Consider the following 14,320-nt stretch of genomic DNA (forward strand, 5'->3'; position numbering starts at 1 on the left):
AGAAGGAACAGCCGCGGCGTGCCTTAGCCCCTCTCCCACCGGGAGAGGGGTTGGGGTGAGGGTACGGCGCAAAAGCGACTCGCTGAGCTGAGTGCACGAGGCTTCGCCCGTACCCTCATCCGGCCCTACGGGCCACCTCCTCCCGATGGGAGAAGGAACGGCGCACCGCATCTTGCAGCATGCACACCGGGCCGCAGACCCACAGTCACACGCACGCAACCCAGTGTCGACACCATCACGATCCCCCACACGCAAGCGTTCACCCTTGATGAATTTTCCGAAAAGTTTCCGTGTCCCGCGGCGGACCACGCTGGCCCTGCTGCTGTCAGCAATGGTCGCCCACGTCCAAGCGGCCAGCGACGCCGAGGCTGCCGCGGCGCCCGCCGCGGCGGGCGAGCAGGTCTCCACGCTGGACCAGGTGCAGGTGGTCGGCCAGGCCACCACCTACGCCAAGACCAGCGTCAGCAAGGAGATGCTCGACCGCCAGTTCGCGATGGGCAGCGTCAACGACGTGCTCAACGAGCTGCCCGGCGTGGTGGTGACCGAAGCCGACGCGTTCGGCTCGTCCGACTGGGGCACGCAGATCAGCATGCGCGGCTTCGTCAGCAACCGCGACACCCAGCAGATCGGCACCACCATCGATGGCCTGCCCAACGGCGGCTCGGGCTATGGCGGCGGCGCCAAGGCCAACCGCTTCATCGACATGCTCGACCTGGAGACGGTGGAAGTCAGCCAGGGCACCGCCGACATCGCCTCGCGCTCGAACGAAGCGCTCGGCGGCACGCTCAACTACCTGACCGGCGAGCCGCTGGACGAGCAGCGCGTGCGCCTGGCCGCCGGCATCGGCGACAACGACGCGCGCAAGTACTACGCGCGCTACGACACCGGCCTGCTCGGCACCACCAAGGCCTGGATCAGCGCCTCGCACAGCAGCAACGACGACTGGATCGACGGCAGCGGCCACACCACCCGCGACCACCTGGCCGGCAAGTTCAACAGCGACCTGGGCGCATGGAAGCTCAGCGGCTACCTGTCCTACGACGATGCCGACGAGTCCGAATACACCAGCGTCACTCCCGAGCAGTTCGCGCGCGATCCCGAGCACGACCTGCTGACCGGCACGCTGACCGGCATCCCCTACCTGGATCAGAACTACCGCTCCGGCTCGCGCGCGCTGCGCAAGAACACCTTCGGCTACCTGCGCGGCGCGTTCGACGGCGGCAACGGCTTCAAGGCCACCCTCGCCGGCTACGCGCACCGCATGGAAGGGCGCGGCGACTGGATCCCGCCGTACCTGGTGGACGTGACCGCCGACGGCGCCGGCCGCCCCGAGTCCGAATACGCAGGCGGGCGCACCGTCTACGGCGGCGGCGACCTGGGCAAGATCTACTTCGTCACCCCGTCCGGCGCGGCGGCCACGATGATCGCCGGCTGCAGCGGCAGCGCCGGCGTGCCGGCCGAATCCAGCCCGGCCTGCTACCCGGCCGGCTCCACGCCGGTGCAGTCCTACCGCCACAGCCACTACGACAACGACCGCGCCGGCTTCACCGCCGATGCCGAATGGCGCGCCGCCCTCGGCGCGATCGACAACACCGTGCGCGCCGGCGTGTGGCTGGAGAAATACCAGCGCAGCGTCACCCGCGACTGGCACCGGCTGCTCAACGTCGGCACCAACATCGCCTTCGACCACAGCCCGTACTGGGTGCAGTTCAAGGACCGCTACGACACCGACGAGCGCATGTACTACGTCGAGGACATGATGCGCTACGGCGATTTCGCCTGGCGCGTGGGTGTCAAGCAGTTCTTCGTCGACCAGACCCGCGATCGCCGCATCGGCGCCAGCGAACACGTCGAATCCGATTCGCACTCCGACCCGCTGCTGTCCGCCGGCCTGACCTGGACCACCCCGGTCAAGGGCATGGAGGTCTTCGCCGGCTACTCGCAGAACTTCGCCGCGATTCCCTCCGGCGTGCTCGGCGAGACCGATCCGGTGGCGCTGAGCCGGGTCAAGCCGGAAACCGCCGACAACATCGAGCTGGGCCTGCGCGTCAGCCGCTGGCCGCTGACCGGCAGCGTGACCCTGTACGACATCCGCTTCGACAACCGCATCGTCTACGTGCCGGCCAGCTTCGTCGACGGCATCGACTATCTCGGCGAGACCGACGGCGTGTACCAGAACTTCGGCGGCGTGCACGCGCGCGGCGTGGAAGCGGCGCTGGGCTACGGCTGGGACAACGGCTGGCGGATCAACGGCGCCTACACCTACAACAAGGCGACCTACCTGGGCAGCGGCGACGCCGAGCGCGACGCCGCGCTGGAGATCGACCCGGGCTCGCAGGTGATCGGGCAGCCGCGCACCACGCTGGTGGCCTCGGCTGACTGGCAGGGCCAGGCCTGGGCGTTCGGCGTCTCCGGGCGCTACCTCGGCAAGCGCTACCTAGATGCCTCCAACACGCGCAGCCTGGACGGGGTCACCACCTTCAACGCGCACCTGGGCCTGAGCCTGTCGGAGTTGTCGGCACAGCTCAAAGGCATGAAGCTGGACCTCAACGTCAGCAACCTCACCGACAAGCGCTACCTGGAAGGCGTGGACGGCAGCGACAACGCGTTCATCGCCGCGCCGCGCACGGTCGGCCTGACCCTGACGCTGGATCTGTGACCGCGCAGCGGCCATGCTGACGCCTTCGCCGGCGGCCATCGCGCCGCCGGCGACGACACCTCGCCCCATCGCACAGCCGGTGCCCGCGCCATGATCGATCTTCCCCGCCGCCGCCTGCTCCGGGCCGGCGTCGCCGGCGCGGCCGCCGCGCTGCTGCCGCCCAGCATCGCCCGCGCCGCGGCGATCGCCCCGGACGTGCGCAGCGGCACCCTGCAGGACCTGCAGCACGTGGTGATCCTGATGCAGGAGAACCGCGCGTTCGACCACTACTTCGGCACCCTGGCCGGGGTGCGCGGCTTCGGCGACCGCTTCCCGATCCCGGCCCCGCCGCTGCCCGGCGTCGCGCCGCGCAGCGTCTGGCTGCAGCCGAGCGAGGACGGCACGCGGCTGCTGGCGCCGTTCCCGCTGCATACCGCGCGCGACTTCGGCACCATGCGCGTGGCCGGCACCCCGCATACCTGGCCCAACGCGCAGCACGCGTGGGACCACGGCCGCATGGGCCATTGGGCCGCGGCCAAGCACGACCATGCACTGGCCCACTACGAGCGCGGCGACCTGCCGTTCCAGTTCGCGCTGGCCGAGGCCTTCACCCTGTGCGACGCGTACCACTGCGCGATCCAGGCCGGCACCAACCCCAACCGCGTGTTCCTGTGGACCGGCCACAACGATCCGCACGCGCGCGGCGGCGGCCCGGTGATCGCCAACTCGCACGACAACTTTCCCGAACTGGGCGGCCATCCCGACGACTACCGCTGGCGCAGCTACGTCGAGGCGCTGCAGCAGGCCGGCGTGTCCTGGCAGATCTACCAGGACATGGCCGACAACTTCACCGACAACCCGCTGGCCGGTTTCGCCCCGTTCCGCGCCGCCTGGCGCGGCGCGCCCGGCCACGATCCGCAGCTGCGCGAGCGCGGGGTCGGCACGCGCGGGCTGGCGCAACTGCGCCAGGACGTGCTCGCCGCGCGGCTGCCGGCGGTGAGCTTCGTCATCGCCGACGCCGCCGGCAGCGAGCATCCGGATCCGTCCAGCCCCGCCCAAGGCGCGGCCTACACCGCGCGGGTACTCGATGCGCTGACCGCCGACCCCAAGGTCTGGGCACGCACCGCGCTGCTGCTGATGTTCGACGAGAACGACGGCTTCTTCGACCACGTGCCGCCGCCGGCGCCGCCCTCGCCCGATCCCGCCGCGCGCGGCGGCTGGGCCGGCGCCTCGGCCGTGGCCACCGACGGCGAATACCACCTGCATCCGGCGCCGGGCGACGAGAAGGCCGACCTGCCCGAGCTGCGCGGCCGCCCCTACGGCCTGGGGCCGCGGGTGCCGATGTACGTGATCTCGCCGTGGAGCCGCGGCGGCTGGATCGACTCGCAGGTCTACGACCACACCTCGGTGCTGCGCCTGCTCGAGCGCCGCTTCGGCGTCGCCGCGCCCAGCCTGAGCCGGTGGCGGCGCGCGGTGTGCGGCGACCTGGTCGATGCGTTCGATTTCCGCCAGGCCGACACGCGCCCGTTCTTCGCCGCGTTGCCGGCGACCGCCGATGCGGCCGCGCGCGCCGCGGCGCTGCGCGAACACACCACCCCGCCGCTGCCGCATGCGCTCGCGCCGCCGCAGCAGGCGCGCGGCAGCCGGCCCTCGCGCGCGCTGCCGTACCGCCTGCGCACCCGCCTGCAGCACCACGCCGCGGGCGCCGAGGTGGCGCTGCAGCTGGACAATCCCGGCGCCGCGGCGGTGCTGCACGCCTACGACCGGCTCGACCTGCACGCGATCCCGCGCCGCTACACCGTGGCCGGGACGAGGCCGCTCGAAGCACGCTGGCCGCTGCGCGAGGGCCGCTACGACCTGTGGCTGCTCGGCCCCAACGGCTTCCACCGTCACTACCAGGGGCGTGGCGACGCCGTGGCCCTGGTCGCCGACGTGGACAGCGCCGGCGACGACCCGCACGCGCTGCGCCTGCGCGTGCGCCACGACGGCGCGCAGGCGCAGCGCGTGCGGGTGCGGCCCGGTGCCTATGCCGAGGCGATGCCGACGCTGGAACTGGAGGTCGCCCCGGGCGCGGTGGCCGAACATCGCTGGCCGGCCGCGCCGAGCGCCGGCTGGTACGACCTGTGGCTGCTGCACGCCGATGGCGGCCGCCAGCGCCTGGCCGGGCGCGTGGAAACCGGCCGCCCCGGCCTGACCGATCCCGAGCTGGGCGGCGCGGCGCGGCTGTACCAGGCCGAGGTGAGCGGCGAACCGGTGCTGGACTGAGGCGCGGCCCCGCGCCGCGTCGTCGCCGCCCTCAGCGGCCGTCGGCCTCGACGATGGCCGACAGGAAGGCGAGCACGCGCTCGCCTTCGCCCTGCCCGACCATCTGCGCCGCGGTACGCCCGCCGAACGCGCGGATCGGGTCGTGCCGATACCACTCCCGCACGCGCTCGGGGCAGCGCTCCAGGCGGCCGGCGAGCGCGAGCACGCGCGAATGCAGCGCGGCGTCTGCGGCCTGGGTCATGCCGGAGCCGCCGTGACGGACGCCGTCCGCTCGAAACGCAATTCGAAGCTCGCCCCCGCCGCGCCGGCGTCCTCGCACAACCGGATGTCCCAGCCGTGCGCATCGGCGATCTCGCGGCAGATGGCCAGGCCCAGCCCGGCGCCTTCGCTGCGCGGTCCGCGCCAGAAGCGCTTGAACAGCGAGGCCCGCTCGGCCGCGGCGACGCCCGGTCCGGTGTCGGTCACGCGCAGCGCATCGTCGCCCAGCCACAGGGTGACCGTGGCGCCGGGCGGGGAATGCTGCAGCGCGTTCTCCAACAGGTTCTTGACCAGCACGAACAACGCGCCGGCGTCGGCCTGCAGGGCGTTCCCGGGCTCGCGTTCGAGTTGCAGCACCAGTTCGTTGCCGCGGCGCTCGGCCAGCCGCGCCAGGTAGGCGGCCGCGTCGGTGGCCACCTCGCGCGGATCGATGGCGGCGACCCGGTAGTTGTGGCCCTCGCTGACCTCGGCCAGGTGCAGCAGCTGGTGGACCTGGCGCGCCATCAGGTCGGTATCGCGCAGCAGCATCTCGCGGTTGGAGCCGCCGCCCAGTTCGATCTCGGCGCGCAGCAGCGCGAGCGGGGTCTTCAGCTCGTGCGCCGCGGCGGCCAGGAACTCCTGCTGCACCCGGTAACCGGCTTCCAGCCGCGCCAGCGCCGCATTGAACGCCTCGATCAGCGGCTTCAGCTCGGTGGGCACGCCGTCCACGCGCAGCCGCGCCGACAGGTTGCGCGGTTCGATATGCGCCGCGGCCTCCGAGGCGCGGCGCAACGGCCGCAGCATGCGCTCGACGGTGAAGTACACCACCGCGCAGAACACGCCCAGCGCGATCGCCATCACGACCAGGCCTGCGCGCAGGTACAGGCGGTTCTCGTAGTCGTTGAGCGTGCTCACCATGCGGCTGCTGCGCGCCACCCGCACCGTGTAGTCCTGCCCCGCCTGGCGCACGTGCCGCGTCGCCACCCGCAACAGGATGTCCTCGCCCGGGTTGGGCAGCGAGAACTCGCGCACGTCCGGCGGCAGTCGCCGCAACACGGTGAGCGCGGTGCCTTCGGTGCTCTGCGCGGCGGTGCGCCCGGCGGCATCGGTGACCCAGTAGGCGGTGTCCTTGAGCAAGGCTTCGTAGGACAGGGCGTTGCGCGGGGTCAGGTGCACGGAGGCACCCTCCGCAGTCACCCGCAGGCCGTTGGCGACGTCGTCGGCATGCTCGGCCAACTCGCTGTCGTACAGCGACGTAAACGCAGCGGTCAACGGAAACAGGATCGCCACCGCCACGACCGCGGCGGCCATGCCGGCCAGCGCCGCCAACATCAGCCGGAAGGTCAGGCTACGGGGCATCGGGGGCAGCAGGCGCATGGCCGTATTCTTTCAGATCGGTGCCCGGCACGCGCATCCCGCGCACGGTCGCGTTCGATGCGCCGGCCCACCGCGCAGGCCCCCTTCGAGCGGCACGATCCCGTGCGTGCCGTTGCCCGCTCGCGCTTTTGCATTCCTCCACGACCAGGGGCGAGCGCCGAGGTGGCAGCGGCGGTCGGCACACGAACTCGGGCTTGCGCCAAGCGGCACGGGACCCGAGCCGCTGCGTCCAGCCGCCGATGGACCGTGGCTGCCCGTCCGGACGCAGGCATCCCTCATGCCCCGGTGCCCGCGCGGGCGGCGGACACGACAGCTTGGCAGGACGCGGATGAGTGGCAGCGACGGCATGCGCTGGAGCGACCGGGCGAAGGAGAGGCCGCGAGTGTCGCGGCATTCTCCTTACGCGTCACTTACCGGCGGTGCCGCAGACCATGCGCGACGCGTCGCGCATGGCCCCGCCGGACGCGGCAGCACGCGAACGCTCAGCCCGCCAGGGTCTCGCGCACCGCGACCGCCACCGCCTTGAGCGCCGCGTCGCGCGCCGCGCTGTCGACCTGGGCGCCGTTGAGATAGGCGGTCAGCAGCAGCGGCGCGCGCCGGCCCGGCGGCCACACGATGGCGATGTCGTTGCGGGTGTCGGTGCCGTTGCTGCCGGTCTTGTCGCCGATCTTCCAGTCCGGCGGCAGGCCGGCGCGCAGGCAATCGTCGCCGGTGCGGTTGTCGATCAACCACCCGGTCATGCGTTGCCGCGAGGCCGGCAGCAACGCGTCGCCGAGCAGCAGCGCGCGCATGGTCGCGGCCATCGCCGCCGGGGTGGTGGTGTCGCGCGGGTCGCCCATGGCGAACTGGTTCATCGTCGGCTCGTTGCGGTCCGAGCGGGTCTGCGTGTCGCCGAGCGCGCGCAGGAAGCGCGTCAGCCCGGGCGGGTCGCCGACCAGCGGCAGCAGCAGGTTGGCCGCCGGGTTGTCGCTGAAGATCATCGTCGCCCGGCACAGCTCGACCACGCTCAGGTCGCCGCCGACATGGCGCTCGGTGACCGGCGCGTGCGACACCATGTCCGCTGCGCGGACCGGCACGCGCCGCTCCAGCGCCAGCTCCCCGCGATCGACCCGCTGCAGCACCGCCGCCGCCAATAGAAATTTGAAGGTGCTGCACATCGGGAAGCGCTCGTCCTGGCGCTGCCCGCCCAGCACCTGGCCGCTGCCGTCGAGCAGCGTCACCCCCAGTCGCCCGGCCGCGCGGCGCTCGATCTCGGCCAGCCGCTGCGACAGCGTCTGAACCCCGTCTTTCGTGGATTTCGCGCTTGCCCCGCCCGCGGCCAGCGCCGCCACCGCCAGCCCCATGCCCTGTAGGAATCGTCGTCTCGCCAGCATCGTCCACCTCCGTCCGAAGCGCCGATCATGCGCAGCTTGACCGCCGGCCACCAGCGAGGTTATTCAATCGGAGTCATGAGCAGAATTGATGCCTTCCGATGATCCGCCCGCCATTGCCGTTGAACGCCCTGCGCGCCTTCGAGGCCGCCGCGCGGCACCAGAACCTGACCCGCGCGGCGGCCGAACTGTGCGTCACCCAGGCCGCGCTGAGCCACCAGATCAAGCGGCTGGAGGAACGCCTGGGCGTGGTCCTGTTCCAGCGCCTGCCGCGCGGGGTGGCACTGACCGACGAAGGCCTGCGCCTGCACCCGGTGCTGACCGAGGCCTTCGACCGCATCGCCGCGACCCTGCAGCGCTTCGCCGGCGGCCGCTACCGCGAGACGCTGAGCATCGGCGTGGTCGGCACCTACGCCGTGGGTTGGCTGCTGCCGCGACTGGACGCCTTCCACGCCGCGCATCCGGGCATCGAACTGCGCGTGCATACCCACAACAACCGGGTCGACCTGGCCGGCGAGGGCCTGGACCTGGCGATCCGCTTCGGCGATGGCGACTGGCAGGGCCAGTGCGCCACGCCGATCCTGGACGCGGCGTTCGCGCCGGTATGCGCGCCGGCGCTGGCGCGCGCGCTGCGCACCCCGGCCGACCTGGGCGGCGTGCCGCTGCTGCGCTCCTACCGGCTGGACGAGTGGCCACGCTGGCTGCAGGCCGCCGGCGCCCCGGAGGTACTCGCCAGCGGGCCGATCTGCGATTCGTCGCTGACCCTGGCCAGCGCCGCGGCGGCGGGCGCCGGCGTAGCCTTGCTGCCACTGCCGCTGTTCGCCCAGGACCTGGATGCCGGCCGCCTGGTGTGCCCGTTCCCGGTGCGCATCGACCTTGGCCGCTACTGGCTCACCCGCCTGCGCTCGCGCGCCGAAAGCGATGCCGGGCGCCGCCTGCGCGAATGGCTGCTGGCCGAACGGCAGCGTGCGACGGATTGAGCGCGGCGCCGGCGCAGCCGTATCCGCAAAGCGCAGGCCGCTACGCTTGCCGGCGGCCGCGGGGCAAGGCAGGCGCCGCTAACGCCGGGGGGGGGGCCACCGCAACGGCCAAGGCATGCCGAAACATCGGCTACTGCCATTTTCGCCGGAGCGGCCAGCCGCACGGCCGGTGCATCAGCCGATGCTCTAGCGCGATGGCGGCGGACGCCGGTACCGATACCACAGGCGCGTGTTCTACGCTGCCCCGCACACGTCGTCCGGGGCGCACGCGCCGCAGGCGCCCGCCCGCCGGCAGCTACACGACGACCGGTGCGGCGGTTCCCACCCGCGACGCCAGGCGCCTGAATTCGTCGCGCTGCGCGGCATCGGCGAACCAGGCCACGGGCACCACCTCGAACAACATGTCGTTGTGATACAGCAGCACTACCTGCGCGTCCTCGCGATAGCGGACGAAATCGGACCAGGGGCGGCGCGACTGTCCGCCCGACCACGAGACCTGTATGTCGGTCTCGTCCCAGACATAGGTGACGACATGCCGCAGCGTGGCCTGCTGCGCGTGCAGTCGCCGCACCTTGCGCGGCAGTATCCACGCACGCGTGACGCCAAGACCGACCAGGCCGCCGACCACGGCACCGATCAGCAAGACGCCGAACACCCTGCCCTCGGGCCCCAGCACCAGCAACAGCGCCAGCCCGACCAGCAGCATGGCCGCCATCACCGACAAGACGCGCCGCAGCTGGTGCCGGGTGTGCAGGCGTTGCGCCGCCAGATGGTCGTCCGCGCTGATGATGCCGCTGATCATGACTGGCTCCGTGGTCCGCTCGCCTCGCGCCACACAGCTTAGCGAACCGGCGTGCGCGCGGCGTCAGCGGCAGCCCGCCGCGGCGCCGCTTCGGACCGCCTACGCCCCTTCGATCAGCTCCAGCCAGCTCTGCTCGGCCTGCGCCAGCTGCTGCGCGGTGGCTTCGCGGTCGCGGCCCAGCACCGCCATCTTTTCGGCATCGGCGTAGTGCTTGGGGTCGGCCAGCTGGCGATCGAGCTCGGCCAGCGCCGCCTCAAGCTCGCCGACGCGCTTCTCGGCGGCGGCGAGCTTGTGCGGGTTCGGCGGCTTCTTCGCCGGCAGCGGCTTGACCGGCGGCGGCGGGGTCGGCGCGACCTCGGCCATCTTCTGCTTGGTGCCCTGCGCGGCCGGGCGACTGCGCAGCCACGCGGCGTATTCGTCCAGGTCGCCGGCGAACGGCTCGACCACGCCGTCGGCCACGCGCCAGAAGGTGTCGCAGACCAGGCCGATCAGGTGGCGGTCGTGCGAGACCATCACGATCGCGCCTTCGAAGTCGCTCAAGGCCTCGGCCAGCGCCTCGCGCATCTCCAGGTCCAGGTGGTTGGTCGGCTCGTCGAGCAGCAGCACGTTGGGCTGCTGCCAGGCGATCAGCGCCAGCGCCAGGCGCGCGCGCTCGCCGCCGGAGAAGCCGTCGACCACCTCGAAAGCGCGGTCGCCGGGGAAGTTCCACTTGCCGAGGAAGTCGCGGAAGGACTGGATCGACGCGTCCGGCGAGAGGTCGCGGAAATGGTCGATCGGCGACTGCCCTTCGTGCAGCGACTCCACCGTGTGCTGGGCGAAATAGCCGATGCGCAGGTCCGGGTGCGCGCTGCGCTCGCCGCTGAGCAGCGGGATCTCGCCGACCAGGCTCTTGACCAGGGTCGACTTGCCGGCGCCGTTGGGGCCGAGCAGGCCGATGCGGTCGCCCGCCTCCAGGCCGAAGCCGGCCTGGCGCAGGATCACCTCGCTGCCGTAGCCGCAATCGGCGTGGTTGAGGCGGATCAGCGAATGCGGCAGGCGGTTGGGCTGCGCGAACTCGATGCGGAACTCGCGCTCGGCGCGCACCGCCTCGGTGCCGGCCATCTTCGCCAGCCGCTTCATCCGGCTCTGCGCCTGGCTGGCCTTGCTGGCCTGGGCCTTGAAGCGGTCGATGAAGCTCTGCAGGTGGGCGCGCTCGGCCTGTTCCTTCTCGTGCGCGATCTGCTGCTGGCGCAGCTGCTCGGTGCGCTGGCGCTCGAAATCGGTATAGCCGCCGACGTACAGCTTGGCGCCGCCGCCATGCAGGTGCAGGGTGTGGGTGGCGACGTTGTCGAGGAACTCGCGGTCGTGGCTGATCAGCAGCAGCGTGCCGGGGTACTTCAGCAGCCACTGTTCCAGCCACAGCACCGCGTCCATGTCCAGGTGGTTGGTCGGCTCGTCGAGCAGCAGCAGGTCCGAAGGCATCATCAGCGCCCGCGCCAGGTTCAGCCGCACCCGCCAGCCGCCGGAGAAGTCCTGCACCGCGCGCGAATGGGTCGCCGCGGGGAAGCCCAGGCCGTGCAGCAGCTTGCCGGCGCGCGCGGTGCCGTCGTAACCGCCGACCTCTTCCAGGCGCACATGCGCGGCGGCCACCGCCTCCCAGTCCTCGGCGGCCAGCGCGTCGGCCTCGGCCTGCAGCGCGGCGGCCACGTCGGTGTCGCCACCGAGCACGAAGTCCAACGCCGGGTCGGGCAGCGACGGCGTCTCCTGCGCGACGCTGGCGATGCGCAGCTTGCCGGGCAGCTCCACGTCGCCCTTGTCGGCCTCCAGTTCGCCGCGGATCGCCGCGAACAGGCTCGATTTGCCGGTGCCGTTACGCCCGACCACGCCGACGCGGTAGCCGGCATGCAGGGTCAGATCGACGTTGGACAACAGCAGCCGCTCGCCGCGGCGCATGGCGAAATTACGTAGCGAAATCATCGGGGGAGAGCGTCCAAAGAACCGTTGGGAATATGCAGATGAGCATGCTTCCTGGGACACGATTCTACCGTTAACGAATAATTGACGCTCAGGCGTGCGCGGGCCACCCTCCCGGCCCCTTCTCGCGGTCTTCGCCGCAGCGCCGCCGTTCCGCCCCCATCGGGCCCTCAGAGGCCCGCCCGCTGTATTGGAGAGTTCATGAATCACCCTGTTTCCCGGCTCGCGATCGCCGTCGTCGCGGCCCTCGCCGGCGTTCCCGCCTTCGCCCAGAGCGCCGACACCGCGGCGACGCCAAGCACGCTGGACACCGTCATCGTCACCGGCACCCGGGTCAGCGACCGCACCGTCGCCGAATCGCAGTCGCCGATCGACATCATCACCCCCGAAGCGCTGCAGTCCACCGGCACCTCCGAGCTGGCCACCGCGCTGTCGCGCGCGCTGCCCTCGCTGAACTTCCCGCGCCCGGCGCTGACCGACGGCACCAGCGGCATCCGCCCGGCGCAGCTGCGCGGGCTGTCGCCGGACCAGGTGCTGGTGCTGGTCAACGGCAAGCGCCGCCACACCTCCGCGCAGATCAACGTCAACGGCAGCATCGGCCGCGGCGCCTCGGCGGTGGACATCAACGCGATCCCGATCGCGGCGATCGAACGCGTGGAAGTGCTGCGCGACGGCGCCTCGGCGCAGTACGGCTCCGACGCCATCGCCGGGGTCATCAACATCGTGCTCAAGGGCGCCAGCGAAGGCGGCAGCCTGGCGGCCGACTACGGCCAGTACTCGGCCGGCGACGGCGGGAAGTACCAGCTCTCCGGCGACGCCGGGGTCGGCTTCGGCGACGGACGCGGCAGCCTGCACGTGGCCGGCCAGATCAGCCAGCAGGACGAGACCAACCGCGCCGGCCCCTACCAGGGCGTCGCGCCGAACACCGGCAACTATCCCGGCATCGGCCAGACCACCTTCGTCTACGGCGACCCGCAGGTCGACGCCACCGCGGTCTCGGCCAACGGCGAGTTCCGCTTCAGCGACAACGTCACCGGCTACGCCACCGCCCTCGCCAGCAACCGCGACATCACCTCCTTCGCGTTCTACCGCTCGCGCAACCACAGCGGGCAGAGCGCGCTGCTGGCGCAGACCTATCCCGACGGTTACGTGCCGCAGATCAACCAGTACTCCAAGGACCGCTCGCTGGTGGCCGGGCTCAAGGGCAGCACCGAAGGCGGCTTCGGCTGGGACGTGAGCTACAACTACGGCTACAACAAGATCGACTTCAACACCCGCAACAGCATCAACTACAGCCTGGGCGCCGACAGCCCGAGCAGCTTCTACGACGGCGCGCTGGAGTACACCCAGAACATCGTCAACGCCGACTTCACCCAGCCGCTGGAGTGGGGCCTGGCCTATCCGGTGACGCTGTCCTTCGGCGCCGAGTACCGCCAGGAGAAATGGAACCAGTCGCCGGGCGAGCCGGCCTCCTACACCGGCACCACCGGCGGCGCGCAGGGCTTCGCCGGCTTCTCGCCGGCCAACGCCGTGCATTCGGACCGCCACAACTACGCCGTCTACGCCGGGCTGGAAGCCGACTTCACCGACAAGTTCTCCGCCGGCCTCACCGGCCGCTACGAGGACTACTCGGACTTCGGCAGCAAGAGCTCGGGCAAGCTGTCCGCACGCTACGCGTTCACCGACCAGGTGGCGCTGCGCGGCACCGTGGCCAGCGGCTTCCGCGCCCCGTCGCTGGCGCAGCAGCAATACCAGGCGGTCACCAGCAGCTACATCAACGGCAGCTTCTTCGAATCGGGCACCTTCCCGGTGGACAGCCCGGTGGCCCAGGCCCTGGGCGCCACCCCGCTGAAGGCCGAGACCTCGCTGTCCTACAGCCTGGGCCTGGTGCTGCAGCCGGTCGAACGCCTGTACGTGACCCTGGACGCGTACCAGATCAAGATCGACGACCGCATCCTGCTCTCGTCCAACCTCAACGACGCCGCCGTGCTGGCGCAGTTGCAGGGCCTGGGCTACGCCAACGTGACCAGCGTGCGCTACTTCACCAACGCCGCCGACACCCGCACCCGCGGCGTCGACCTGGTCGGCACCTACACGATCCCGTTCGCGGCCAGCGCGCTGGACCTCACCGCCAGCTACGGCTACAGCAAGACCGAGATCACCCGCGCGGTCGAGCAGCCGCAGGCGCTGGCGGACATCGGCTCGACCCAGACCATCCTGGGCCGCGACGAGGTCGGCCGGCTGGAGGACAGCTTCCCGAAGGACAAGATCATCCTCAGCGGCACCTGGAAGCTGCAGCACTGGGACTTCAACCTGGCCGCCACGCGCTACGGCGATTTCACCGTGCGCAACTCCGCCAGCGCCGCGCGCGACCAGACCTACGACGCCAACTGGGTGGTGGATGCCTCGGCCAGCTTCAAGCCCAGCGGCAACTGGACCCTGACCCTGGGCGCGGACAACCTGCTGGACGAATACCCGGACAAGACCACCAACCTGATCAATTCCACCTACGGCATGCTGCCGTACAGCAACTACTCGCCGTACGGCTTCAACGGCGCCTACGTGTACGGGCGGATCAACTACCGCTGGTAGGCTTCACGCACCACGACGACGCCCCGGCCAGTCCGGGGCGTTGTCGTTTCGCGCCATGCGCCGGCGCGTCTACGCCACCTGAACAAATCAGGGTGAAAACGGTGGT

General features: G+C 71.3%; 9 protein-coding genes. 4 read left to right on the plus strand and 5 right to left on the minus strand.

Annotated features, from left to right (window positions below):
- Positions 1-268: 268 nt before the first annotated feature.
- Positions 269-2,659, plus strand: coding sequence for a TonB-dependent receptor domain-containing protein (locus JR065_RS17450; protein WP_206235613.1), 2,391 nt, complete (start codon positions 269-271; stop codon positions 2,657-2,659).
- A gap of 90 nt (positions 2,660-2,749) precedes the next feature.
- Positions 2,750-4,903 carry a phosphocholine-specific phospholipase C gene (locus JR065_RS17455; RefSeq protein WP_206235615.1) on the plus strand — a complete coding sequence of 718 codons (2,154 nt, stop codon included), beginning with the start codon at positions 2,750-2,752 and terminating at the stop codon, positions 4,901-4,903.
- 31 nt (positions 4,904-4,934) lie between these two features.
- On the opposite strand, the gene JR065_RS17460 is transcribed toward JR065_RS17455, so the two are convergent.
- From JR065_RS17460 to bla, 3 genes are all read right to left on the minus strand, one after another.
- The gene (locus JR065_RS17460; RefSeq protein ID WP_206235617.1) at positions 4,935-5,144 is read right to left on the minus strand and encodes an antitoxin Xre/MbcA/ParS toxin-binding domain-containing protein; all 210 of its coding nucleotides are present in this window, start codon (positions 5,142-5,144) and stop codon (positions 4,935-4,937) included.
- Positions 5,141-6,517, minus strand: a complete 1,377-nt coding sequence (locus JR065_RS17465; protein WP_206235618.1) for a HAMP domain-containing sensor histidine kinase — start codon at positions 6,515-6,517, stop codon at positions 5,141-5,143. The genes JR065_RS17460 and JR065_RS17465 overlap by 4 nt, the downstream gene beginning before the upstream one ends.
- Before the next feature lie 482 nt (positions 6,518-6,999).
- A complete protein-coding gene (bla, locus tag JR065_RS17470) occupies positions 7,000-7,890 on the minus strand; it encodes a class A beta-lactamase (RefSeq protein ID WP_206235620.1) in 891 nt (296 codons plus the stop codon).
- A 98-nt stretch (positions 7,891-7,988) separates the two neighbouring features.
- Between bla and ampR the strand changes: the two genes are divergently transcribed.
- A complete protein-coding gene (ampR, locus tag JR065_RS17475; protein ID WP_206235621.1) occupies positions 7,989-8,867 on the plus strand; it encodes a LysR family transcriptional regulator AmpR in 879 nt (292 codons plus the stop codon).
- Between the two features lie 295 nt (positions 8,868-9,162).
- Here the strand turns inward: ampR and JR065_RS17480 are convergent, their stop codons facing one another.
- On the minus strand, positions 9,163-9,669 hold the full coding sequence (locus JR065_RS17480) for a YcxB family protein (RefSeq protein ID WP_206235623.1): 507 nt from the start codon (positions 9,667-9,669) through the stop codon (positions 9,163-9,165).
- Between the two features lie 99 nt (positions 9,670-9,768).
- Entirely contained in the window at positions 9,769-11,625 is a 1,857-nt protein-coding gene (locus tag JR065_RS17485) for an ABC-F family ATP-binding cassette domain-containing protein (protein WP_206235624.1), read from the minus strand.
- Positions 11,626-11,823: 198 nt separating this feature from the next.
- Here JR065_RS17485 and JR065_RS17490 point away from each other — a divergent pair, with 198 nt between their 5' ends.
- On the plus strand, positions 11,824-14,214 hold the full coding sequence (locus tag JR065_RS17490) for a TonB-dependent receptor plug domain-containing protein (RefSeq protein WP_206235625.1): 2,391 nt from the start codon (positions 11,824-11,826) through the stop codon (positions 14,212-14,214).
- Positions 14,215-14,320 lie beyond the last annotated feature (106 nt).

The organism is Xanthomonas sp., assembly GCF_017163755.1.
GTDB lineage: Bacteria > Pseudomonadota > Gammaproteobacteria > Xanthomonadales > Xanthomonadaceae > Xanthomonas_A.

Coding starts and splice junctions, on each gene's coding strand:
- JR065_RS17450 (WP_206235613.1), top strand. CDS start 269: ATGAATTTTCCGAAAAGTTTCCGTGTCCCGCGGCGGACCACGCTGGCC.
- JR065_RS17455 (WP_206235615.1), top strand. CDS start 2,750: ATGATCGATCTTCCCCGCCGCCGCCTGCTCCGGGCCGGCGTCGCCGGC.
- JR065_RS17460 (WP_206235617.1), bottom strand. CDS start 5,144: ATGACCCAGGCCGCAGACGCCGCGCTGCATTCGCGCGTGCTCGCGCTC.
- JR065_RS17465 (WP_206235618.1), bottom strand. CDS start 6,517: ATGCGCCTGCTGCCCCCGATGCCCCGTAGCCTGACCTTCCGGCTGATG.
- bla (WP_206235620.1), bottom strand. CDS start 7,890: ATGCTGGCGAGACGACGATTCCTACAGGGCATGGGGCTGGCGGTGGCG.
- ampR (WP_206235621.1), top strand. CDS start 7,989: ATGATCCGCCCGCCATTGCCGTTGAACGCCCTGCGCGCCTTCGAGGCC.
- JR065_RS17480 (WP_206235623.1), bottom strand. CDS start 9,669: ATGATCAGCGGCATCATCAGCGCGGACGACCATCTGGCGGCGCAACGC.
- JR065_RS17485 (WP_206235624.1), bottom strand. CDS start 11,625: ATGATTTCGCTACGTAATTTCGCCATGCGCCGCGGCGAGCGGCTGCTG.
- JR065_RS17490 (WP_206235625.1), top strand. CDS start 11,824: ATGAATCACCCTGTTTCCCGGCTCGCGATCGCCGTCGTCGCGGCCCTC.